The sequence below is a fragment of the Sporomusa rhizae genome (genome assembly GCF_041428845.1).
In the GTDB taxonomy this organism is placed as follows: Bacteria; Bacillota; Negativicutes; order Sporomusales; family Sporomusaceae; genus Sporomusa; species Sporomusa rhizae.
In genome coordinates this window covers 2943356-2965599 of sequence record NZ_CP156925.1, presented here as the reverse complement: position 1 = coordinate 2965599, position 22244 = coordinate 2943356, and the positions used below count along the sequence as shown (strand labels likewise).

Here is a 22244-nt window from a genome sequence, read left to right as displayed (position 1 = left end):
AGGGGTATAGCTCAATTGGTAGAGTAGCGGTCTCCAAAACCGTTGGTTGTGGGTTCAAGTCCTACTGCCCCTGCCAGAAAACTCGGAATTGCTCATTAGGAGTAATTCCGAGTTTTGTTGTTTTGGGTAGTTTTGAATTCTCATTTCCAGTCCATAAGACAGGTATTATTAGTAAGATTTTGCACTGAAGAGTTTGTATGGTAAGTCAGAATGATGCTAAACATCTATTATAGTTTCATAATAGAATCCCAAGTTGCGTATATTAATCATAAAATCGCAATAGAGGTAATTTTGAAATTCACTAAGGTGGAAAATGCTGTACTTTACTAGGGTACGGCTTTACTTTTTTCACATACTTCGTTTGTGGGTTTAGTCTACATATAGACCACGGGAGTTCTTAGGGTTATTAAATCGCGGGAGGTTAAGTTGCTTGGAGATAGTTATAATTTCCGACACGCACCTAAAGAAGAACACTGGTCAATTGGATAAATTGCTTGCGAAGTTTAAGGGTGTAGACTTAATGATACACGCAGGAGACTATACTGAAGACTGGGTTCTGAAATATTTACAAGACAATTTTAATTTTATCGGTGTATGGGGAAACAACGACGACGATACAATTAAAAGCACTTTAGAGGAAAAGTTAATTGTCGAGATTGGACCATATACGTTTGGAATCTGTCATGCCCATGGAAAAGGAAAGACCACTATTGAGAGAGCTTACAGCTATTTTGAGGCAGATTCTGTTGATGTAATTATATTTGGGCATAGTCATCAACCGATAATATCCACAAAGAAGAAAGTTCTAATGTTAAATCCCGGTTCTCTCATAAATAAACGAAATGAGCGCTGGTACTCTTATATTCATCTCAAGGCTGATCCAAAGAGTCTTGAGGCCAATCTCATCATAAGTGAGATGTAACCTATCTAATAAAATTACTTATGAAGTGTTTAGACTATGGATATTTTTTCTTGTAGACGCCATTGGCTGAATGTGTTATACTTAATAAGCTTTAAAATCCTTGCTTAAGGTGAGGAGATAAAATTGCTTCAATTATAGGGGTATAGCTCAATTGGTAGAGTAGCGGTCTCCAAAACCGTTGGTTGTGGGTTCAAGTCCTACTGCCCCTGCCAGAAACAAAAAAACTGTGTCATCGTTTGATGATACAGTTTTTTTGTTTATAAATTAGTCGTTAGCCAATTCCAATTCTTTTACTTTCAGTACTTCTTCGCGTAATGTCAGCCAAATAGTTTGGAACAGTTCGTTGTAGCGAAGTGTAGTTCTAATGGAAGCAATATCGCGTGGACGGGGGAGATCGACATCGACAATTGATTTAACAGTCCCGGGATGGGCAGTCATGATAAGTATTCGGTCGCTGAGACAGAGTGATTCGTCAATGCTATGGGTGATGAAGACAGTTGTTTTTTTACTTAACTCCCAGATTCTAAGCAACTCCTGTTGCAGAATAATCCGGTTTTGCTCATCCAGTGCTCCAAAAGGTTCATCCATCAATAGTATTTCCGGATCGTTAGCAAATGCCCGGGCTACACTAACCCGCTGTTTCATACCGCCCGAAAGCTGGTGTGGATATGATTTGGCGAACTTACTTAGCCCAATCATGCGGATATATCGTTCTGCGATTTCATAACGTTCTTTTTTAGGAATACCCCGTAACTTAAGGCCGTACGCCACATTATCTATGACTTGCATCCATGGAAAAACAGATTGCTCCTGAAACACCATGGAATTTACCGGACGGTCACTTGTCTTGATTTTTATATCAACAGTTCCAGTGGAGGCTGTGTCTAAACCGGCGAGGATGCGGAGCAGTGTTGTTTTACCGCACCCGCTCGGGCCGACAATGGAAAAAAACTCGCCGTCGCCTATCGAAATATTAATATTTGTAAGAGCGGTAATTTGGACATGCCCGGTAGTAAACGTTTTTCCAATATTGTTCAAGACAAGACTGTCATTATCGTAAGGCATAACCGCACCTCCTAGGGGAATCCTTTTAGCTGGTTTGTTTCCAGGGAAGAACCAGGCGTTCCAGCCAGTCGAGTACAAGAGAAAAGATGTAACCAAGTACTGATAATGTGATAAGTGCTGCAAACATCTGCTCAATATCGAACATATCATACGCGCGCCAAATCATCCAGCCCACGCCCGCTTTGGCTGCTGACAATTCGGCGGCTACAATTAGAATTAGCGCCATACCCATGCCAAGTTTAAGGCCGGCAAATATCATCGGGAGCGCTCCAGGCAATGCTACTGTGAGATAAAAATCTTTGCGGCTGGCACCAAAGTTTTTGGCAACTTCCAAATAGATTTTGTCAATGTTTAATACTCCGGCCATGGTATTAATGACGACTAGGTAGAATACGCCAATAGCGATTGTAAATATCTTTGACGATTCACCAAGTCCGAAGATTAAGAGAATAAGTGGCATTATTGCAAGTTTTGGAATTGGATATGTAGCTGCTATCATAGGCTCAATTGCCGATCGGATAAAAGGGGAAAGTCCCATGCTCATACCTAAAAGGATACCCGGAACGGCGCCCGCAATAAAACCCAAAACCACCCGTATAACACTTACCCAGGTATTGTAAAGCAATTCGCCGGAAAGCAGTAGAGGAAAGAAAGACTTTAGAATGAGAGAAGGGCTGGATAGTAAGCGAGTGTCAACAAAACCTAAATAGGCTGCTGCTTCCCAAATTAACAGGAGTGTTAATGGTGAAAGTATGGAAATGGCAGTTCTCATTTACCATCAACTCCAATGTCTGACATCTGCATTACTGATATTTACCTAAGGTTTTAACTGCAAAATCAGCGTATTTATTATCAACTACATCTTCCAACTTGATTTCAGCTTTAAGCAGGTTGTTTTCTTTGTACCATTCTAAGTCTGCAGCAATTCCTTTCATCCGGAGATAGCCGTCAGGGTTTAGGCCGGTTGGGAACATTTTTTCATATAAAGAGGGCTCTTTGATAACTGAGTAGTTGCAAAGAATATTAATAATCTCTTTTTTATTTTTGTTTTTGAAAAAAGCATCATTATAGTCGCGAGTAGATTTGACATATGCCGTCATAAAGCGGTTAGCGACCTCTGGGTTTTTAGTCATGCTAGTTCCATATACTAATAGCGCTATTTGTGCATCGGGATCATATTCTGAGGGGTCTTTCCATGGGTCAGCAATATCTTTGGCTATGCCTTGTGTTACGAAGGGTTCTATAACCATGGCGGCATCGATGCTCTTATTGCCTAACGAAACAAGCATATCTGGAAATGCCCGGATTACTTGCATATCAATATCCTTGGTCGTTAACCCGCCTTTTGCTAAAACCCGAGCTAAGCATATTTCATCAAGAGAAGCTGTACCTACTATTGCGATTCGTTTGCCACGCAGATCAGCATAATCCTTGATACTGTTAACGAGATCTTTTCTAATTATTAAGCGGTAGTACCCCTGACCAGGAACATTAATACCTTTATCGGCTACGATTTTAACTGGAATATCACGAGATATAGCGTTTAACAGCCCGGAAGCTGTTACTGTTGCGCCTACATCGAGCTGCCCTGCCGCTAACTGGTTTATCATTTCTTGACCGGTGTTAAATTGAACCGGTTCAATTTTAATGCCAAGATCTTTGTAATAGCCTTGTGCCATGCCGATAAGAATTCCGGCATCTGAAACGACTTGCTTCATGCCAACTTTAACGACAGTTTCTTGTGGTAATGCCGTTAATCCAGGAGCCCAGGCGGGTCCTTTCGCTGGAGTAACTTGGGTAGCAGGCGCCTGACTGCAGGCGGTAATTAAGAAGGTGAGTGCAAGTAGAACTGAAAGCAGTCCTCCCCAACGTTTAAACATGTTTTTCCCTCCTTGATAATTTTAAACCTCTAAGCCGTTAGGAACTACTTCATAGTATTCAAAGTTTGTATTTTGGTTACATGATATGCAGGTTTTTTGCTAAGAGGCAAGAATATAATATAAAATCAGCAGGAGAGGAACAATCATGGAAAAAATAATTGAACAGGTTACGCAGTGGGATTTTTTGCAAAAAGTTCCACAAGAGCTTTTTGGATTCACATTAATTAGTGAAATGATGACTTGTGGGTCTCAATATCGCATTTTTACATATAATAATTCAGTAAGGCACAGGAGTTTTTCCATTCTATATGATAAAGCTACAAAAGAATTTTTAGCTCGTATAGTGATTGGGTTAACTGAGTTCTGTGATATAAGTTTTATTACCGGTGACATAGTATTGCTCGAAAAAATATTAAAAGAACGGCTTGAAAGAACATTACGAGGTTTGGCGAATTTTGACCCAGCTTCTTTATGCCTTCGCTTCCGCCAAAAAAAAATTATGGAGTGGGCATATATATCACAATTACCTAAACAATTATCAGGATTTGAACTTTTTATAAATCCGCAAGAATCTGTTAAGGCATTAAATGGATCTTATGTTATAATAGATTACAGTGATTTTGCTACGGAGAGCAATTTTACTGTAAACTATAATATATATAGAGATGAGTTTTTTAGTGAAATTCGGTTGAAACGAACCCCGATTATGACCGCTGATTTTGATGCCAAAACACTTACTGAACTTGAGGGAAGATTAACTGAGAAATTACATCAAACGCTTGAAAGCTTGCGACTAAAGTTGCAAAAATAATTTGGATTATTGTATTTTGGGAGGTATATTTGTGTCAAGAATTTTAGTTTGTGATGATTCTGCATTCATGCGTATGATGTTAAAAAAGCTGCTAACAGATAACGGTCATGAAATTGTTGCTGAGGCTGGAGACGGAAAACAGGCAGTTCAGTTATATCGACACCACAAACCTGATTTGGTTACAATGGATATTACTATGCCGATTATGGACGGAATTGAGGCCGTAAAATTTATTCATGAGGAAGATCCGCTGGCGCGTATTATTATGGTGACGGCCATTGGTCAGCGTAGTATTATTACAGATGCACTCAAAGCGGGGGCTTCAAGTTTTATCATTAAGCCTTTTGACCCTGAACAGGTAGAAGAAACTATAAATAAAGTACTAGCTGTATAGATATATTCACTTGACGACTTGATTTTCTTGATATATAATAAAATTTGTTCTGGTATCACTAACTTAACTTTAACGATAAAGGCTATTGACTTTAAGTAAAGGCTAAGATATACTGGATTACGCGGTTTCTAGCGGCCCTGTGGTGTAGCGGTCTAACATGCCGCCCTGTCACGGCGGAGATCGACGGTTCAAATCCGTTCAGGGTCGCCAATATGCCTCGGTAGCTCAGTCGGTAGAGCAGAGGACTGAAAATCCTCGTGTCGACAGTTCGATTCTGTCCTGAGGCACCATTTAAAGCGGAAGTAGCTCAGCGGTAGAGCATCGCCTTGCCAAGGCGAGGGTCGCGAGTTCGAATCTCGTTTTCCGCTCCATAATTATGGCGGCATAGCCAAGTGGTAAGGCAGAGGTCTGCAAAACCTTTATCCCCCAGTTCAAATCTGGGTGCCGCCTCCATAAAAAGTAGAAGCCACATTTAGTGGTTTTTATTTATACCCCATGCCGGGGTGGCGGAACTGGCAGACGCAACGGACTTAAAATCCGTCGGGTGGTAACACCCGTACCGGTTCGATTCCGGTCCTCGGCACCAGTAGGTAGAAAGAGACTTCGCATATTGCGAAGTCTCTTTCGTTATATAGTATATTAAAATAAAAGTACAGCGGGGTTTATGATGATTATATGTGCTAGTAGAAGAACAGATATACCTGCTTTCTTTCCGACATGGTTTATGAACAGAATTGAGGCCGGATATTGTACTGTTGTTAATCCTTTTAATAGCAAGCAAATATCATATGTATCACTTCTTCCTGGTGATGTAGATGTTATTGTTTTTTGGACAAAAAATGCCGCCCCTATATTTAAAAGCTTGCAAAAGCTAGACAGTCGGGGGTATCGCTATTATTTTCAATATACAGTAAATGATTATCCGGTATCTTTTGAACCTAATTTACCCGTTCTTCCTCAACGAATAGAAGATTTTAAACAATTATCAGCAAAGTTAGAATATGAGAAAGTAATCTGGAGATATGATCCGATTATCATTAGTAATCTAACTCCTTATGAATATCATTTATCAAAATTTGCTAAGATTGCGGAAGAATTACGAGGTTTTACTAAGCGAGTGGTTATTAGTATTGTTGATGAATACCGTAAAGCAACTTATAATTTTCGAAAACTACAAAAGCAAGGAATTTGTCTGGGCACAAACTATACTTTACCCGAATTTGGTGAGATGATTAAAAAGATGGTAGCTATTGCGTGTAACAACGATATGGAAATTTTTAGCTGTGCTGAACGAATTGATTTAAAAGGATTCAATGTATTGCCAAATAAGTGTGTAGACGATAAGTATATAAAAAAAGTATTTAATTTGGATATCGAAAAGCAAAAAGATAAGTATCAACGACCGGAATGTGGCTGTATAAAGAGTAAAGATATTGGCTTTTACGATACATGCCTGCATGGATGCTGTTATTGTTATGCGGGTAGCTATTTTGCCGGCAGCAATAACCACAAGAAACATAAACCGGAATCTCCATCGCTGCTGGGATATTATGATGTTAATTTGTAATAGGATGTTAGATTTTTATTAATATTTTTGACTTAGTGATGTCAATAATTAACATAAAATTGGTATATAATTTGTGCTAATTGTATGATACAATAATCATGTCTCTTGTTACCATAATGTTAGATGAAGTGAAAGGAGTACCTAACCTATGAGAAACAAGTTATTTTTAGTCGCAATGCTTTGTCTGGCCTTGTTAGTTACCGCTGGTTGCGGTGGTGGGTCTACATTCAAGCGAGTGTCGGGTTTATCCTCGGAACAAGTGGTACATAATTTCTTTGATGCGGCAAAAGGAAATAGAATGAATGAAGCTGCATCATATGTGTCGCCGGCATCTACTGGCAATACCCGGACAGTGCTTAAATTTGTAACAGGACAAAGTAGTTCATCCATCCAAAATTATAATCTGCTTTCTGTGAAAAAAGTTGCTGTGCAAGGAAATTATGCAGCAGTTGTTGCTACGATGCAGCAACAAAACTCTATTAGTCTAACTATTAAGCCAGTGGGCTTAGAAAAAATTGATAATGAATGGTACATTGTTGACTATGATCAAGTTTTTCGTGACGCGAAATATCAAGTATTAGCACAATTGTTTAGAACTATCCAATAAAAACTAAGAGGAGCTTTCATTGAACAAATGAGAAGCTCCTCTTTTTATGAAAAGATTAATGCTTCTAAAACCATGCGAAATGGCTTATATGTAATACAGAATTATATAGATTTTAAAATTTATATTTCAATGTATAAAACAGAAAAACGCTTGTTGACATAATTAATATCCATATGATATTATATAAAAGTCGTCAGTTTTGATTACAATTTGTTTCAAAAATGGCAAAATTAAACTCTAAAGTAGTTGTTGACACGTTAAAATTAACGTGATAGCATATATAACTGTCGCCGCTGAAAACGCGGCAACAACAAAACGTTCCCTGAAAACTGAACAATGTAAGTAATGCATCAGCGTACTATCGTATGAGCTTCATAATATGCATGGCTGTATAGGCCGTCGTGTTATGGCGCCTCAATACAATGTACGGAAAGCCAGATGTGCGGTGCTCATTGAGCACACAAAACAATTCTTTTTTTGAATTTATGAGCCAACAAATGGCTCCATAATAATGAAGTCAAATATGACTTTGAACTTCTGCCTGTCTCTTCTGATATAGTAGTTTATCTGCTTATCTAGATAGCAGCCGGCAAATAGCAATAAGGCATATAGACGGCATACAATTTTATGGAGAGTTTGATCCTGGCTCAGGACGAACGCTGGCGGCGTGCCTAACACATGCAAGTCGAACGGGGAGTTACTTGTAACTCCTAGTGGCGAACGGGTGAGTAACGCGTAGATAACCTGCCTCTAAAATGGGGACAACACCGCGAAAGTGGTGCTAATACCGAATGTGGTATCTTTATCGCATGATAAAGATAAGAAAGATGGCCTCTACATGTAAGCTATCGTTTAGAGATGGGTCTGCGTCTGATTAGCTAGTTGGTGAGGTAAAGGCTCACCAAGGCGACGATCAGTAGCCGGTCTGAGAGGATGAACGGCCACACTGGGACTGAGACACGGCCCAGACTCCTACGGGAGGCAGCAGTGGGGAATCTTCCGCAATGGACGAAAGTCTGACGGAGCAACGCCGCGTGAGTGAAGAAGGTTTTCGGATCGTAAAACTCTGTCGTTTGGGACGAACGTGCTTTGGGTAAATAATCTAAAGTAATGACGGTACCAAAGGAGGAAGCCACGGCTAACTACGTGCCAGCAGCCGCGGTAATACGTAGGTGGCAAGCGTTGTCCGGAATTATTGGGCGTAAAGGGCGTGTAGGTGGATTCTTAAGTCGTGTGTCTAAGTGCGGGGCTCAACCCCGTATAGGCGCAGGAAACTGGGGATCTTGAGTGCAGGAGAGGAAAGTGGAATTCCCAGTGTAGCGGTGAAATGCGTAGATATTGGGAGGAACACCAGTGGCGAAGGCGACTTTCTGGACTGTGTCTGACACTGAGGCGCGAAAGCTAGGGGAGCGAACGGGATTAGATACCCCGGTAGTCCTAGCCGTAAACGATGGGTACTAGGTGTAGGAGGTATCGACCCCTCCTGTGCCGGAGTTAACGCAATAAGTACCCCGCCTGGGGAGTACGGCCGCAAGGTTGAAACTCAAAGGAATTGACGGGGGCCCGCACAAGCGGTGGAGTATGTGGTTTAATTCGACGCAACGCGAAGAACCTTACCAGGGCTTGACATTGAGTGAAAAACTTAGAGATAAGTTCCTCCCTTCGGGGACACAAAAACAGGTGGTGCATGGCTGTCGTCAGCTCGTGTCGTGAGATGTTGGGTTAAGTCCCGCAACGAGCGCAACCCTTATCCTTTGTTGCCAGCGCGTAAAGGTGGGAACTCAAAGGAGACTGCCGCAGACAATGCGGAGGAAGGCGGGGATGACGTCAAGTCATCATGCCCCTTATGTCCTGGGCTACACACGTACTACAATGGGCTTAAACAAAGCGAAGCAAGCCTGCGAAGGTAAGCCAAACGCATAAACAAGCTCTCAGTTCGGATCGGAGGCTGCAACTCGCCTCCGTGAAGTCGGAATCGCTAGTAATCGCAGGTCAGCATACTGCGGTGAATACGTTCCCGGGCCTTGTACACACCGCCCGTCACACCACGAAAGTTGGAAACACCCGAAGCCGGTGGGATAACCGATTCGACATTGGATTTTCGACATACGATATTCGAAAGGGAAGAAAAACCTACGAAAGTCAAAAGTCGAAGGTCGAATGTCGAACCGGGGTCAGCCGTCTAAGGTGGGGCCGATGATTGGGGTGAAGTCGTAACAAGGTAGCCGTATCGGAAGGTGCGGCTGGATCACCTCCTTTCTAGGGAGAACTGTTCGGTGTAACAACTGAACTACTTCCAGGTCGGTACATTTGGCAAGCATTACGATACTAGACGCACCATCCGCACATTGAATCGAGAATAATACTGCGACGGTATGTAAGTACTGAATTAGTATAAATTGATTCGATAGAACGGCGGTGGCTGTAGTATCTCTTACATTGTTTGGTTTTGAGGGAATGCTCATTAAATATACTTCGACAAAACTGCGTTAACGGGTTGCAACGTTCGTAGTGGGGGTTGAGGGTAGAGAGTGTGTAAAATTCTCTTGAGGCTGTCATAAGCGAGTATCGCTAAGCAACACAGCGAGGGCGAGTTTCCATACAGCCGGAATTTCCGGGCCTATAGCTCAGCTGGTTAGAGCGCACGCCTGATAAGCGTGAGGTCAGTGGTTCAAGTCCACTTAGGCCCACCATTTTCGATATTCGATGTACGATATGCGACATTCGTTAATTATCGAAAATCGATAGTCGAAAATCTAATAACGAAATCTGGGGGCGTAGCTCAGCTGGGAGAGCACCTGCCTTGCAAGCAGGGGGTCAGCGGTTCGATCCCGCTCGTCTCCACCAATTATCCAGTGACGATAGCTGTGGGAAGGAAGGTACTGACGTACCTTTGAATTTTACACTGCGTGTTCTATGTAATAACTAGAGACTTCGTCGAAGTCATGAGATAGTAAATATCAAATGGCGATAAGACGTTTGACCTGTTCCGCATACCGAACACAGTAGTTAAGCCCATAAACGCCGAAGGTACTTGGTTGGAAACGGCCTGGGAGATTAGGAAGTTGCTGGTTTTGATGAACACATACGTGTTCATCAATTTATAATGTTCTTTGAAAACTGCACAGAAGAAAGCAAAAGTAAAGTAATGCCTCATATATAAATATGAGAAGTTCTTTACGCGCAATTAGGATATACTGAAGGCAAAACGTAAGCTATGTAACGGCTTAGGCTGTTTAGTGTGCGTTAGCTGCTAGGCGGACCGGAGAAGTGAGCCGCGCGCGTACTGGTAAGTACGTAAGCAAACACTTTGAGGACCAACGACGCAGATGACGTGCAATAAACTGCCGTAATTAAGTCAAGTTAGTAAGGGCATACGGTGGATGCCTAGGCGCCAAGAGCCGAAGAAGGACGCGGTAAGCTGCGAAAAGTCATGGGAAGCCGCAAGCAGGCATTGATCCATGAATGTCCGAATGGGGGAACCCGGCGGTGGTAATGCACCGTCACCCATGCAATTACGCATGAGGAGGGCACCCGGGGAACTGAAACATCTAAGTACCCGGAGGAAAAGTAATCAAACGAGATTCCCTAAGTAGCGGCGAGCGAACAGGGAAGAGCCCAAACCCTGTTCGACATTGGATTTTCGACATGCGACATTCGAAGGGAGACGAAAGTCTGTCAAACCCTATCGAAAGTCTAAAGTCGAAGGTCGAATGTCGAGCAGGGGGTTGAGGACTGACAAAAGTTAGGCCAGGTCTAGTCGAACTACCTGGAAAGGTAGGCCGCAGAAGGTAAAAGCCCTGTAAGCGAAAGACAGAGCCTAATGGTCAGAATCCAGAGTACCACGGGACACGAGGAACCCTGTGGGAAGCAGGGGGGACCACCCTCCAAGGCAAAATACTCCTTGGCGACCGATAGCGCATAGTACCGTGAGGGAAAGGTGAAAAGCACCCCGGGAGGGGAGTGAAAGAGAACCTGAAACCGTATGTCTACAAGCAGTCGAAGACCCTTATGTGGTCGACGGCGTGCCTATTGAAGAATGAACCGGCGAGTTACAGTAACTAGCGAGGTTAAGTGGAAAACACGGAGCCGAAGCGAAAGCGAGTCTAAATAGGGCGAGAGTTAGTTATTGTAGACCCGAAACCGCAGTGATCTATCCATGTCCAGGTTGAAGCGCAGGTAAAAATGCGTGGAGGACCGAACCCGTGAGCGTTGAAAAGCTTTGGGATGAGATGTGGATAGGGGTGAAATGCCAATCGAACGCGGAGATAGCTGGTTCTCCCCGAAATAGCTTTAGGGCTAGCCTCAGGTAATGAGTATAGACGGTAGAGCTCTGATAGGGCTAGGGGCCATATTGGTTACTGAACCTTGTCAAACTGCGAATGGCTATACTTTAACCTGGGAGTCAGACTGCGAGTGATAAGATCCGTAGTCAAGAGGGAAACAGCCCAGACCATCAGCTAAGGTCCCAAATGCCGTGCTAAGTGGCAAAGGATGTGGAATTTCCGAAACAACCAGGATGTTGGCTTAGAAGCAGCCACCATTTAAAGAGTGCGTAATAGCTCACTGGTCGAGAGATTGTGCGCCGAAGATGTCCGGGGCTAAAGCACGGAACCGAAGCTATGGCTTTTCGACAGTCGATTTTTGACGTTCGACATTCGATAGGAGTGTGAAAATATGTCTGGCTATAAAGACTTAGCGATATATCAGAAATCATATGATGTATCACTAAGAATTCATAGATTGACACTCACATTTCCAAAACATGAAACGTATGAACTAGGCAGCCAAATGCGTAGAGCGGCCATTTCCGTAGCGCTAAATATAGCGGAAGGGTATGGACGAAAAATACATCAAAATGATTTTAAATCATTTTTGATAAACGCATTAGGCTTCTTGTAATGAAATGCAAGTATTACTGGAAATGGTTAAAGATCTTGGATATATTGGCCAAGAGTATGATGAATTGAAGGATTCATATGACCATTTAGGTAGACAAATTACGAAGTTTATACAGGCCATGCAATAGCGAAAGTCGGAAATCGTAAATCGACTGTCGAGAGGGGTAGGGGAGCGTTCTTATTGGGTAGAAGCATGACCGAAAGGACATGTGGACTGATAAGAAGTGAGAATGCCGGTATGAGTAGCGAAAAGACAAGTGAGAATCTTGTCCACCGAAAGCCTAAGGATTTCTGAGGAAGGATCGTCCGCTCAGAGTAAGTCGGGACCTAAGCCGAGGCGTAAATGCGTAGGCGATGGACAACTGGTTAAAAGTCCAGTACCACCTAAAATCGTTTGAGCAATGGAGTGACACAGCAGGGTAGATGAGCGCGAGGATGGAAATTCGCGTCGAAGCTTGTAGGGTGCAGAGTAGGCAAATCCGCTCTGTGAAAAGCCTGAGGAGTGACAGATAGCTGTTAGAGATAACGGCGAATTCATTGATCCCACACTGTCGAGAAAAGCTTCTAGTGAGAAATTAGGTGCCCGTACCGTAAACCGACACAGGTAGGCGGGGAGAGAATCCTAAGGTGCGCGGGAGAACCCTCGTTAAGGAACTCGGCAAAATGTCCCCGTAACTTCGGGAAAAGGGGAGCTTTTACACCGTGTAGATTAGAAACGATCGAAGCGGAAAAGAGTTGCAAAAAAGAGGCCCAAGCGACTGTTTACCACAAACACAGGTGCCTGCTAAAGCGAAAGCTGACGTATAGGTGCTGACACCTGCCCGGTGCCGGAAGGTTAAGAGGAGCGGTTAGAGCAATCGAAGCTGTGAATTGAAGCCCCGGTAAACGGCGGCCGTAACTATAACGGTCCTAAGGTAGCGAAATTCCTTGTCGGGTAAGTTCCGACCCGCACGAAAGGTGTAACGACTTGGGCACTGTCTCAACGAGGGACCCGGTGAAATTGAAATACCTGTGAAGATGCAGGTTACCCGCGACTGGACAGAAAGACCCCATGGAGCTTTACTGCAACCTGACATTGAGTTTTGGTAAATGATGTACAGGATAGGTGGGAGACTTAGAAGATAGGACGCAAGTCTTGTTGGAGTCGATGTTGGGATACCACCCTTTATTTACTGGAGTTCTAACCGAAAGAGTAACGACCTTCGGGACAGTATCAGGCGGGCAGTTTGACTGGGGCGGTCGCCTCCGAAAGAGTAACGGAGGCGCCCAAAGGTTCCCTCAGCGCGGATGGAAATCGCGCGAAGAGTGTAAAGGCAGAAGGGAGCTTGACTGCGAGTCAGACAAGACGAGCAGGGACGAAAGTCGGGCTTAGTGATCCGGTGGTACCGAGTGGAAGGGCCATCGCTCAACGGATAAAAGCTACCCTGGGGATAACAGGCTAATCTCTCCCAAGAGTCCATATCGACGGGGAGGTTTGGCACCTCGATGTCGGCTCATCACATCCTGGGGCTGAAGTAGGTCCCAAGGGTTGGGCTGTTCGCCCATTAAAGTGGTACGTGAGCTGGGTTCAGAACGTCGTGAGACAGTTCGGTCCCTATCCATCGCGGGCGTAAGAGACTTGAAGGGAACTGCTCCTAGTACGAGAGGACCGGAGTGGACGGACCAATGGTGTACCAGTTATTCCGCCAGGAGTACAGCTGGGTAGCTACGTCCGGAAAGGATAAACGCTGAAAGCATCTAAGCGTGAAACCAGCCTTAAGATGAGGTCTGTCATTCGAAAGAAGTAAGGCCCCTTGTAGATGACAAGGTTGATAGGCCAGATGTGTAAGTGGCGCAATCCACTCAGCTGACTGGTACTAATAGGCCGAGGACTTGACTTAAATACCTCGTTTGCACATGTGCAAACATTGTATATATATCTAATGCGTATGCTTAACTTCTGTGGAGTTTTTAGGGAACATGACACTCACTTTGTGGGTGTTTTTTATTTTTATTGGTTAGATGCGGAAAAATTTTGATATAGGAATAATAAAACCTTATGCAAGAGTGGTATTTAGGGGGGAACAATTATAAGGAAGTTCCGCGCTCCGCTTGGAACTAAGCGATTCACACAAGTTCTAGCGTCGCTGGCGCTCCTAATAACTCGGCTCTCTGCTTATCGCTGGCGCTCCTAATAACTTAGTTCTCTGCTTAAAAAGAACAGAGTACCGATAATGGTACTCTGTTCTTGTATATCCAATAAATTATTCCAAAGGTAACGAACGATGAGCAAGTCCTACGGCGACTTCATTTAGATTCAGTACACCTACTCCAAAATAGACAGCCACACAAAGATGTTCGCCATGACGAGCAATGCCAATCTTACCGCCAACGTTAAGTCCTAATGCTTTTGGTACGATTTGCTCTAAAGCTGCGTGTACAGCTCCGGCAACCGCGCCTTCACCAATGTGGTTGGAAGGCACTAGGTTTTGACGTTGGGCTGCTACAACAGCCCGTTCAATGATTTTCTTTACGGAAGTAATAAATTCCCCACCAAAGTCAACAGCTACCGTTTGTATGTTCTGTTTTGCAAAGATGTGGCGGGTATCATGCTCTTCCTGTCTGGATTCACTGATTGCCATTCGCAAAGCAGCTCGTCCGACTGCTATACTGGTTATTTCACTCATTATCAAAGTCTCCCTATGACTGTATTCAATATAATGGTAATCACCGGCCCAAATAATGTCAATGGTGATATATGTAAGCTTGTTTCCAGAAAATGAAATTTCTTGCAGGATTTTGATTTACTATGTTGAAATATACTGAAAAAGTATTTGGGTGGGATAGACCAATGGAAATTCTGCAAAAGAAGCTTATAATTATTATTGGGTTAGCATGCGGGATGTTAGCCTATAGCTTTTATAGTTTTATTCAAAAAGGTTCGGACCCCCAAGAGTTGAACACCATAAATTCTCCTGCCGATGCACCGTCGGCAAGTAACACGACAAATACTGATGTAGAAGTTGTTGTTTATGTTAGTGGTGGGGTTAATAAGCCGGGTGTATATAAGCTGATACAAGGGAGCCGGGTAGTTGATGCAGTTACTTTAGCCGGCGGTTTTGCTCCAGGGGCAGATGCTGCAAAAATTAATTTGGCTTTACTTACTAAAGATGAAATGCATATTAATGTTCCTTATGCGGCAGTACCTGCCGCTACTACTGCAAATTCGACGAGCAACCCTAGCCATAGCGGCAGCCAAGATGATAAAATAAGTATAAACATGGGCTCAAAAGCCGATTTGGATAAGCTCCCGGGTATTGGGCCGTCATTAGCTGAACGAATTATTGAATACCGGACAAACAACGGACAGTTTAAAGATATCTCCGAATTAAAAAAGGTTCCAGGGATTGGTGAATCAAAATATAACCAATTCAAAGATAAAATATCGTTATAGCTATGGGTATTTTGAATAATATTATTGTCTTTGCCAGTACTGCTTTTGCGGCTGGTATTTGGCAAGCAGAACAATATAATTGGCATATTCCCACGCTTATTATTTTAGCTGCCACGCTGGGGGCAATTGCCCTATGGCGTATTAGAAATAATTTCCAATATAGTTTTTGGCCGATTGTCGGCCTGTTTTTTATTGTGGGAATGATTTATTTTAGTCAAGATAGTATAATACAACCTGACGATATTAGTAATTTCGTGGGAAAGACAGTGAAAATAGAAGGAATAGTGGATGCTGTTCCTGAAATAATGGAATCGGATGGGGAGAATAAGCGGGTACGATATGTAATCAGAGTCGAAAAAGTTAAGCAAGAAAGAACAAAGGAATTTATCAAGAGCAGCGGCCGTCTACGGCTAAGTATTCAATATAAAAGCGACAATTGTAAAGTCGCCTCTTATGGGGATAACCTAGTTGTTCATGGAAAAGTTCTAGAATTGCATGGTTATAACAACCCCGGGCAGATAGATATGACGACGTCTCTTAGACGCGAGAAAATTACTGCCAGGATGGCAGTTCAAGAGCAGGATAGCACAGTTATCGGGTTACTTAAGGGCGTCTCCTGGCAGGAAACGCTTGCCAGCTGGCGTGAGGGAATTATTAAAGCATTTCAAAGAGTAATGCCCTTAAACGATGCTGGGATTATAACGGCCTTACTTTTTGGCGGTTATCAAAACATAAATAAAAGTGTAGTTAATGATTTCGCTGCAACAGGCTTAATTCACATTTTATCTGTATCGGGAGCACATATCGCGCTTGTCGCTGGCTTGATACGATGGATATGCGGACGTTTACGTTTGAGTTCTTTAGTAACCGCAAGCTTAGCGGCGCTCCTGATTACTCTGTACGCCGTTATGAGCGGTCTCACTCCACCGGTGATACGTTCAGCAATTATGGGGTTGATCAGTCTGCTGGCAGTAGTATTCGAAAGGGAGAGCTATGCGCCGACGGCCTTATCCATAACAGCCTTGGGCATGCTTATTTATCAGCCCTTGCTGCTGTTTGATATTAGTTTTCAACTATCATTTGGTGCTACTGCCGGGCTGGTATTTTTATATCGTCCAACAGTAGAATATTTATCTAGATTACCTGATTGGCTGGCTGGACCATTAGCGGTTACCCTAAGTGCTCAAATAGGGGTAATACCACTCATTGCATGGTATTTTAATAATTTCTCTTTGATTAGTTTTGCGGCAAACATACTTGTTTTACCTATCGTTGAACTAGTGATATTGCTTGGTTTGGCCGGCGTAATTATTTATATGGCAATTCCTGTTGCTGGCAATATTATCTTTGTTGTTAGCAGCCTTTTAATAGGCTGTATCATTATGTTTACAAGATTTTTAGCTGAAGTACCGTATAGCTCAATCTATATACCGACAATGGGATTAGGCGCAAGTATAGTTTTCTATCTTTTAGTAGCTTGGGTGTACGGCTGGAGGCCTTTTGCGGTGCCAGGACCTAAACAACTGTATGTACAATGGCCAAAAAACTGTATACTTATAGTCGTAATACTGACTGGGATGTTTGTATTTTACGGAGGATATCCTCAACCGCTGACAGTACATTTTATTGATGTTGGACAAGGCGATGCTTCATTAATTATTACTCCACATGGCAGAGCAGTTTTAATAGATACTGGCGGCAGTTTTAGTGGTTCCAATTTTGACATTGGTGAGAGGGTAGTCGTTCCTTATATCAAGCATTACGGTGTGACAACAATTGATTACCTGATTTTGACTCACGGTCACCAGGATCATGCGGGAGGTGCGGCAGGTGTTGCGAGTAAAGTTAACGTCAAGCATCTCATGCTGCCACAGGAACAGTACACACCTGCAGTGCAAGCGCTTATTCGTGCCAGATCCGATATGGTCATTATACCTACCTCAACAGGCCAGACGTTCGAGCTTGATGGTGCTGTAGTTTATATTGAGCAAGCTATTGCTACTATTGAGAAAGATCAAGCTGCTTCTAGTAACGAAGTTTCCAACGTAATTAGAGTAACCTATGGGCAGCATAGTTTTCTTATAACAGGGGATTTAGAGGAAAAAGGAGAGAAATTATTACTGGATAATGATGTTAAACCTTGTACTGTGCTGAAAGTAGGGCATCATGGCTCTAAAACGTCTACGACGGCACCCTTTTTGCAAGCTGTTAGCCCCCACTTTGCCGTTATTTCTGTAGGATATGCAAACAGGTTTGGTCATCCTCATCCTGAAACTTTAAAGCGTCTTGAAGCAGGGAAAACTACAATCTACCGTACAGACATGCACGGAGCTGTAATATTTAAATCAAATGGTAAGAAACTGGATGTCGATACTTATATTAAATAAACTGATAAGAATGGTGAAATATGGATTACAAAGCAATATGTGCGGCAATTAGCCGCAATGAATTAGCTTCTATATACCTTTTGCACGGCGAAGAGAATTACTATCTGCGGCAGATTGAGAAGCGGCTTATTACCGCAGTAGTACCACCGGAAGACAGAGACATGAACCTTATCATTTTTGAAACTGACCCATCCATTGAAGAATTAATAAATATAATAGAAACAGCGCCGTTCTTAGGCGAAAAAAACTTAATTTTGGTTCGCAACACTGCGCTATTTAGTGCCGGTCGCAAGAGTAGCAGCAATGAATCACAGGATAAGGCGGATCCAGTAATGGACCGGCTGATTAATTTATTTAGCAGCATGCCTTCTTATAGTCTTGTGGTGTTTAATACCTCAGAAAAACCTGACAAACGGCGAAAACTGTATAAAGCTATTGAGAAAAACGGAATAGTATTTGAAGCAGCACCGCTTAAGGGAAAGGAGCTAAGGGGATGGCTTGTAGAACGCCTAAAAGAGCTCAAAATACGAATGGCTCCTGACGCGCAGGAGCATTTACTGACAGCGGTTAGTATGATGCCGCAGGTATCTCTTGATTTTATAAATAATGAATTAGAGAAATTGATCTTATATACAGCAGGGAAACAGAATATTAGCAGCCAGGATTTGATGCAAATTTTATCGTCTGTTCCAGAAGTATCTATCTTCGCTATGGTTGAAGCACTAAGTCAAAAGCAAACAAGTCAAGCAATTGCACTTCTACGCGAACAATTGACTGCAGGAGAACATCCGGTAAGGATATTGGCGCTGTTAGCACGGCAGGTAAGGCAGTTATGGCAAGCTAAAGAACTCGGAAATAAGGGATATGGCAGCCGGGAAATAGCAGAGTTTTTTAAAGTTCCCGGGTTTATTGGCGAAAAATTAGGAAGGCAAAGCCGGGGATTTTCGGAAGATAAATTAAAATCAGCTATGTTGAACTTGGCGAGTGCTGACCGCGATTTAAAAATGAGCAGGACTGGTCCAGTAGTATTAGAAAAAATAATAATTGAACTGTGCGATTAAAACGAAAACCCTGTCCACTTTTAGTGAACAGGGTTTCAATTATTATTGAGCTTGTTGAACTGCATTAGCTTTACGAGCTAAACGAGACTTCTTACGAGCTGCGGCATTTTTATGAATAACGCCCTTGGCGGCTGCTTTGTCAATAACGCTTGCGGCATTAGTCAGGAGGTTCTTGGCCTCATCTGCTTTACCGGTGCGTACAGCTTCATCCAACTTACGAGTAGAAGTTTTAATCGCTGATCTTACCGAATAATTGCGGGCACGCCGTTCAGCGTCAGTTTTTACGCTACGCTCAGATGCTTTAATATTTGGCAAGTAATTCACCTCCTTATGTACATATTACTGAACTATTTTAGCATGCTCTCCAGGAAAAAGCAAGCAATAAATACCTATTATAATTGTATAGCTACCTTTTTTTCCGGATAAGATAGGTCTGAAACAATTGGTATACAGGAGGTTAATTTATGGATCAAAATTTTAACACGGTGAGAACTGATCTTGCCTTAGAGGCGCGCGAAATGTTGACTAAACAAGTGCGCGAAGACGTTCCTGGTGTGCTGGTGGAGACAAGTGCAGATGATGATGTAATCATAACTCGCGTAAATGTTACTACTCCTGAAGCTGAACGAATGATGGGAAAGGCCAAAGGGCGCTATATCACAATAGAAGCCCCAGGGCTGCGGTATAAAAATACTCCGCTGCAAGAAAAAATTATGAATCTCTTAGCCTCTGAATTGGCTGGGATGGTTAATTTGCCACGAAATGCAACGGTACTGATAGTTGGGCTTGGTAACTGGAACGTTACCCCAGATGCACTAGGACCAAGGGCGACACATAAAATTGTTGTTACCCGCCATTTACAGGAAATGCTCTCGCCAGAGTTAAAAGGCGGTGTACGCTCGATATGCGCTATTGCTCCGGGTGTACTTGGAATAACCGGTATGGAGACCGCCGAAATTATTCAAGGAATTGTTAGCAATATCAAGCCTAACCTGGTAATTGCCATAGATGCATTAGCGGCAGCTTCCAGTCAGCGGGTGATTACAACTGTTCAGTTAGCTAATACTGGTATCCATCCAGGATCAGGTGTAGGTAACAAACGCTTTGGCATTACTCAAGCATCTTTAGGCGTACCTGTTATTGCTATTGGTGTTCCCACCGTTGTACATGCTTCCACCATTGCTATGGATACTTTGAATACGCTTCAGGAACATGCTGCTTTTGCCCGATATTTCAAAAGTATGGCTAACCTGTCAGATCAGGACCGCCACACTATTATTCGTCAGGTCTTGCCGGAAATGCTTGGTGACCTTATGGTTACGCCTAAAGAAGTAGACAGATTGATTGAAGATATTGCGGCTGTTGTGGCCGGTGGAATTAACCAAGCCATGCATCCTAACATTGATTATGAAAATATTCATATGTATTTACATTAATGAGCTAGTCCGGATAAAATGTAATATCATTTCGCTGCCAAGCATATACATTGTATGTAAACAATAATAGCGGAGGGACAACCAATACGGTGGTCTGGCGGAGGCGGCGATGGTAACAAGAAAAGAGCGAAAACAAAGCTCCAAAAAAACTTTTCGGTATGCTTTCCTGCGATTTTCAAACACCTCTAACGTTTTTAGCATAATTTCTATTGCTTTAATGATTTTGGTTGGCGGTGGATTATTTTTCGGTACCTATATTAATCTGACAAGCAGTGCGGTCCCTGTAAGCGGGTCTGCCTATAATCACCAATATTTACCGTCTTTATGGCCAAGTGGTAAAGATGTTCTTTTCCAGGGCATACCTGGTTTGTCACAAACGACCCAGATCCAAAGTGCAGTAAAAATAACTCCGGAGCTTAATGCCGAAAACTTCGCTCATAAAATGGTATTATTACTTTCCGGGATTGATTTCAAAGATCTTAGATCACTTTTTTCTCAAGAAATTCCGTTTATGATGGCCTTCAAAAAAACTGGTACACCTACGGTTAGTGCGGCCACATTACCCAATTTCCCCAAATTTGACAGCAAAATAATGCAAAATAACGATAAACCCTTAGTAGGTATATACCATACACACACCGCGGAAGCTTTTGTACCTAATTCAGGGGTAGCGCATCGTCCAGGTGGCCAACGTGGTGATATTGTTGATGTAGGGGCTGCTTTAGTTAAGCAATTAGAGAAAGATGGCGTAAACGCCATTCAAAGTACCAATATTCACGATTATCCGAGCTTTATGAAAGCATATGGCCCTTCAGAGGTAACAGCACAACAAATGCTTGCCGATAACCCTTCAATCCAGATGCTCTTTGACATTCATAGGGATGCCGATAAACGGCAAAACGTAACCGCCAATATCAATGGTGTACAAGTAGCGAAAATCACGATAGTTGTAGCTACCGGCCAGCAAGACTTGCCACAGCCGCATTGGCAGCAAAATCATGCCTTTGCCAAATTGATTGATGCCAAATTAAATGCTAAGTATCCAGGGTTATGTCGAGGGATACAATTAGTCGAATGGCGATATAACCAGCACCTTCATCCGCGGGCTCTTTTAATTGAAGTAGGATCTCAAGAAAGCAGCAAGGAAGAAGCTGTGCGTAGTATGGAAATCTTGGGTGGTGTACTGGCTGAAATACTTGCTGAAAGCCGGTAGTTATAGTTAGGAGGAAGAGCGTGTTTGAACGGGTGCCAACAGGTGATATTGGACTCATTGCCCGTGGTTTACTCATATTATTAGCAATCGTGATGATTGGTGTCGGAGTTGCCGAACACCAGTTGGGGACGCTAACTCAACGACCTGAACAAGAGCGTTTTTTTTATCTTGGCCGCAATCAGGAACACGTATATTCAGCCTATGCTTTTGGTTATGGTTTAAATCTGGGGAAAATATATCCGTTGGGCAGCATATCGATAGAAGAAGCCAGTGTTCGGTTAGCAATTGCGGATTATACTGTAACTTTTCCTACCAAGATTGGACTTGATGGTTCCCGTTTATGGTATTGGGTGGACATATGGCGCCGACAGTTCATTGCTGAAGCGTTTGCGGCAAAAACAACAGCCACTGCGTATTGGAATCAAGCCAGACCTTATGCGGAGGCCATTCTCCAAAATGTGAGAGTTCAAATTCAGCATGCTAATGAAGAGCTTAATGAATACCTTCGCGAAATTCGGTAAAGCTTGCAGTTAGCGGGCGGCAGATGGTATAATTTATAGAAATATG

16 protein-coding genes, 9 tRNA genes and 2 rRNA genes are annotated in these 22244 nt (G+C 42.9%); 22 read left to right on the top strand and 5 right to left on the bottom strand.

Annotated features, from left to right (window positions below; translation table 11 throughout):
• The 3 genes from SRRS_RS14010 (at window position 1) to SRRS_RS14000 (ending at window position 1134) form a co-directional block, all read left to right on the top strand.
• A tRNA-Trp gene (locus SRRS_RS14010) sits at window positions 1-76 on the top strand.
• 354 nt (window positions 77-430) lie between these two features.
• Window positions 431-922: a metallophosphoesterase family protein gene (locus SRRS_RS14005; RefSeq protein ID WP_371361388.1), complete on the top strand. Its 492-nt coding sequence runs from the start codon at window positions 431-433 to the stop codon at window positions 920-922.
• A 136-nt stretch (window positions 923-1058) separates the two neighbouring features.
• A tRNA-Trp gene (locus SRRS_RS14000) sits at window positions 1059-1134 on the top strand.
• Window positions 1135-1186: 52 nt separating this feature from the next.
• Here the strand turns inward: SRRS_RS14000 and SRRS_RS13995 are convergent.
• The 3 genes from SRRS_RS13995 to SRRS_RS13985 are packed head-to-tail and all read right to left on the bottom strand — an operon-like array spanning window position 1187 to window position 3867.
• Window positions 1187-1987: an ABC transporter ATP-binding protein gene (locus SRRS_RS13995; RefSeq protein ID WP_371361387.1), complete on the bottom strand. Its 801-nt coding sequence runs from the start codon at window positions 1985-1987 to the stop codon at window positions 1187-1189.
• 25 nt (window positions 1988-2012) lie between these two features.
• On the bottom strand, window positions 2013-2759 hold the full coding sequence (locus SRRS_RS13990; RefSeq protein WP_371361385.1) for an ABC transporter permease: 747 nt from the start codon (window positions 2757-2759) through the stop codon (window positions 2013-2015).
• A gap of 31 nt (window positions 2760-2790) precedes the next feature.
• Window positions 2791-3867 carry an ABC transporter substrate-binding protein gene (locus tag SRRS_RS13985; RefSeq protein ID WP_371361383.1) on the bottom strand — a complete coding sequence of 359 codons (1077 nt, stop codon included), beginning with the start codon at window positions 3865-3867 and terminating at the stop codon, window positions 2791-2793.
• A gap of 145 nt (window positions 3868-4012) precedes the next feature.
• On the opposite strand from SRRS_RS13985, the gene SRRS_RS13980 reads away from it, so the two are divergent.
• The 13 genes from SRRS_RS13980 to SRRS_RS13920 all read left to right on the top strand — a co-directional run bounded on the left by SRRS_RS13980 (window position 4013) and on the right by SRRS_RS13920 (window position 14027).
• Window positions 4013-4678 (top strand): hypothetical protein, encoded by a 666-nt coding sequence (locus tag SRRS_RS13980; RefSeq protein WP_371361382.1) that lies wholly within the window; start codon window positions 4013-4015, stop codon window positions 4676-4678.
• Between the two features lie 31 nt (window positions 4679-4709).
• Window positions 4710-5072, top strand: a complete 363-nt coding sequence (locus tag SRRS_RS13975) for a response regulator (protein ID WP_371361380.1) — start codon at window positions 4710-4712, stop codon at window positions 5070-5072.
• A gap of 133 nt (window positions 5073-5205) precedes the next feature.
• Window positions 5206-5282 (top strand) — tRNA-Asp (locus SRRS_RS13970).
• Between the two features lie 4 nt (window positions 5283-5286).
• A tRNA-Phe gene (locus SRRS_RS13965) sits at window positions 5287-5362 on the top strand.
• A gap of 6 nt (window positions 5363-5368) precedes the next feature.
• Window positions 5369-5443 (top strand) — tRNA-Gly (locus tag SRRS_RS13960).
• 7 nt (window positions 5444-5450) lie between these two features.
• Window positions 5451-5525: transfer RNA gene (locus tag SRRS_RS13955), tRNA-Cys, on the top strand.
• 44 nt (window positions 5526-5569) lie between these two features.
• A tRNA-Leu gene (locus SRRS_RS13950) sits at window positions 5570-5658 on the top strand.
• A gap of 78 nt (window positions 5659-5736) precedes the next feature.
• Window positions 5737-6639: a DUF1848 domain-containing protein gene (locus tag SRRS_RS13945; protein ID WP_371361378.1), complete on the top strand. Its 903-nt coding sequence runs from the start codon at window positions 5737-5739 to the stop codon at window positions 6637-6639.
• Between the two features lie 148 nt (window positions 6640-6787).
• A complete protein-coding gene (locus SRRS_RS13940) occupies window positions 6788-7246 on the top strand; it encodes a hypothetical protein (RefSeq protein WP_371361377.1) in 459 nt (152 codons plus the stop codon).
• A 624-nt stretch (window positions 7247-7870) separates the two neighbouring features.
• A 16S ribosomal RNA gene (locus tag SRRS_RS13935) occupies window positions 7871-9505 on the top strand.
• Window positions 9506-9862: 357 nt separating this feature from the next.
• A tRNA-Ile gene (locus SRRS_RS13930) sits at window positions 9863-9939 on the top strand.
• Between the two features lie 78 nt (window positions 9940-10017).
• Window positions 10018-10093, top strand: a tRNA-Ala gene (locus SRRS_RS13925).
• Between the two features lie 509 nt (window positions 10094-10602).
• A 23S ribosomal RNA gene (locus SRRS_RS13920) occupies window positions 10603-14027 on the top strand.
• Together the 16S and 23S rRNA genes with 2 tRNA genes alongside form the textbook arrangement of a ribosomal RNA operon.
• Window positions 14028-14390: 363 nt before the next feature.
• Here the strand turns inward: SRRS_RS13920 and SRRS_RS13915 are convergent.
• A complete protein-coding gene (locus SRRS_RS13915; protein WP_371361376.1) occupies window positions 14391-14813 on the bottom strand; it encodes a HutP family protein in 423 nt (140 codons plus the stop codon).
• 164 nt (window positions 14814-14977) lie between these two features.
• Between SRRS_RS13915 and SRRS_RS13910 the strand changes: the two genes are divergently transcribed.
• The 3 genes from SRRS_RS13910 to holA are packed head-to-tail and all read left to right on the top strand — an operon-like array spanning window position 14978 to window position 19028.
• Window positions 14978-15580 (top strand): helix-hairpin-helix domain-containing protein, encoded by a 603-nt coding sequence (locus SRRS_RS13910; RefSeq protein ID WP_371361375.1) that lies wholly within the window; start codon window positions 14978-14980, stop codon window positions 15578-15580.
• 11 nt (window positions 15581-15591) lie between these two features.
• Entirely contained in the window at window positions 15592-17967 is a 2376-nt protein-coding gene (locus SRRS_RS13905; RefSeq protein ID WP_371361373.1) for a DNA internalization-related competence protein ComEC/Rec2, read from the top strand.
• A 20-nt stretch (window positions 17968-17987) separates the two neighbouring features.
• The gene (gene holA / locus SRRS_RS13900) at window positions 17988-19028 is read left to right on the top strand and encodes a DNA polymerase III subunit delta (RefSeq protein WP_371361371.1); all 1041 of its coding nucleotides are present in this window, start codon (window positions 17988-17990) and stop codon (window positions 19026-19028) included.
• A gap of 42 nt (window positions 19029-19070) precedes the next feature.
• Here holA and rpsT read toward each other — a convergent pair whose 3' ends face one another.
• Window positions 19071-19343, bottom strand: a complete 273-nt coding sequence (gene rpsT / locus SRRS_RS13895; protein WP_371361369.1) for a 30S ribosomal protein S20 — start codon at window positions 19341-19343, stop codon at window positions 19071-19073.
• Between the two features lie 149 nt (window positions 19344-19492).
• Here rpsT and gpr point away from each other — a divergent pair, with 149 nt between their 5' ends.
• From gpr to SRRS_RS13880, 3 genes are all read left to right on the top strand, one after another.
• A complete protein-coding gene (gpr, locus tag SRRS_RS13890; RefSeq protein ID WP_371361368.1) occupies window positions 19493-20464 on the top strand; it encodes a GPR endopeptidase in 972 nt (323 codons plus the stop codon).
• A gap of 109 nt (window positions 20465-20573) precedes the next feature.
• Window positions 20574-21677, top strand: a complete 1104-nt coding sequence (gene spoIIP / locus SRRS_RS13885) for a stage II sporulation protein P (protein WP_371361366.1) — start codon at window positions 20574-20576, stop codon at window positions 21675-21677.
• A gap of 20 nt (window positions 21678-21697) precedes the next feature.
• Window positions 21698-22198 (top strand): hypothetical protein, encoded by a 501-nt coding sequence (locus SRRS_RS13880; RefSeq protein WP_371361364.1) that lies wholly within the window; start codon window positions 21698-21700, stop codon window positions 22196-22198.
• Window positions 22199-22244 lie beyond the last annotated feature (46 nt).

What these genes read in the sequence shown, in the direction of transcription:
- SRRS_RS13990 (WP_371361385.1), bottom strand. Translation starts at nt 2,759, where the DNA reads ATGAGAACTGCCATTTCCATACTTTCACCATTAACACTCCTGTTAATT.
- SRRS_RS13985 (WP_371361383.1), bottom strand. Translation starts at nt 3,867, where the DNA reads ATGTTTAAACGTTGGGGAGGACTGCTTTCAGTTCTACTTGCACTCACC.
- SRRS_RS13910 (WP_371361375.1), top strand. Translation starts at nt 14,978, where the DNA reads ATGGAAATTCTGCAAAAGAAGCTTATAATTATTATTGGGTTAGCATGC.
- gpr (WP_371361368.1), top strand. Translation starts at nt 19,493, where the DNA reads ATGGATCAAAATTTTAACACGGTGAGAACTGATCTTGCCTTAGAGGCG.
- SRRS_RS13940 (WP_371361377.1), top strand. Translation starts at nt 6,788, where the DNA reads ATGAGAAACAAGTTATTTTTAGTCGCAATGCTTTGTCTGGCCTTGTTA.
- SRRS_RS13980 (WP_371361382.1), top strand. Translation starts at nt 4,013, where the DNA reads ATGGAAAAAATAATTGAACAGGTTACGCAGTGGGATTTTTTGCAAAAA.
- holA (WP_371361371.1), top strand. Translation starts at nt 17,988, where the DNA reads ATGGATTACAAAGCAATATGTGCGGCAATTAGCCGCAATGAATTAGCT.
- spoIIP (WP_371361366.1), top strand. Translation starts at nt 20,574, where the DNA reads ATGGTAACAAGAAAAGAGCGAAAACAAAGCTCCAAAAAAACTTTTCGG.
- SRRS_RS13915 (WP_371361376.1), bottom strand. Translation starts at nt 14,813, where the DNA reads ATGAGTGAAATAACCAGTATAGCAGTCGGACGAGCTGCTTTGCGAATG.
- SRRS_RS13995 (WP_371361387.1), bottom strand. Translation starts at nt 1,987, where the DNA reads ATGCCTTACGATAATGACAGTCTTGTCTTGAACAATATTGGAAAAACG.
- SRRS_RS13945 (WP_371361378.1), top strand. Translation starts at nt 5,737, where the DNA reads ATGATGATTATATGTGCTAGTAGAAGAACAGATATACCTGCTTTCTTT.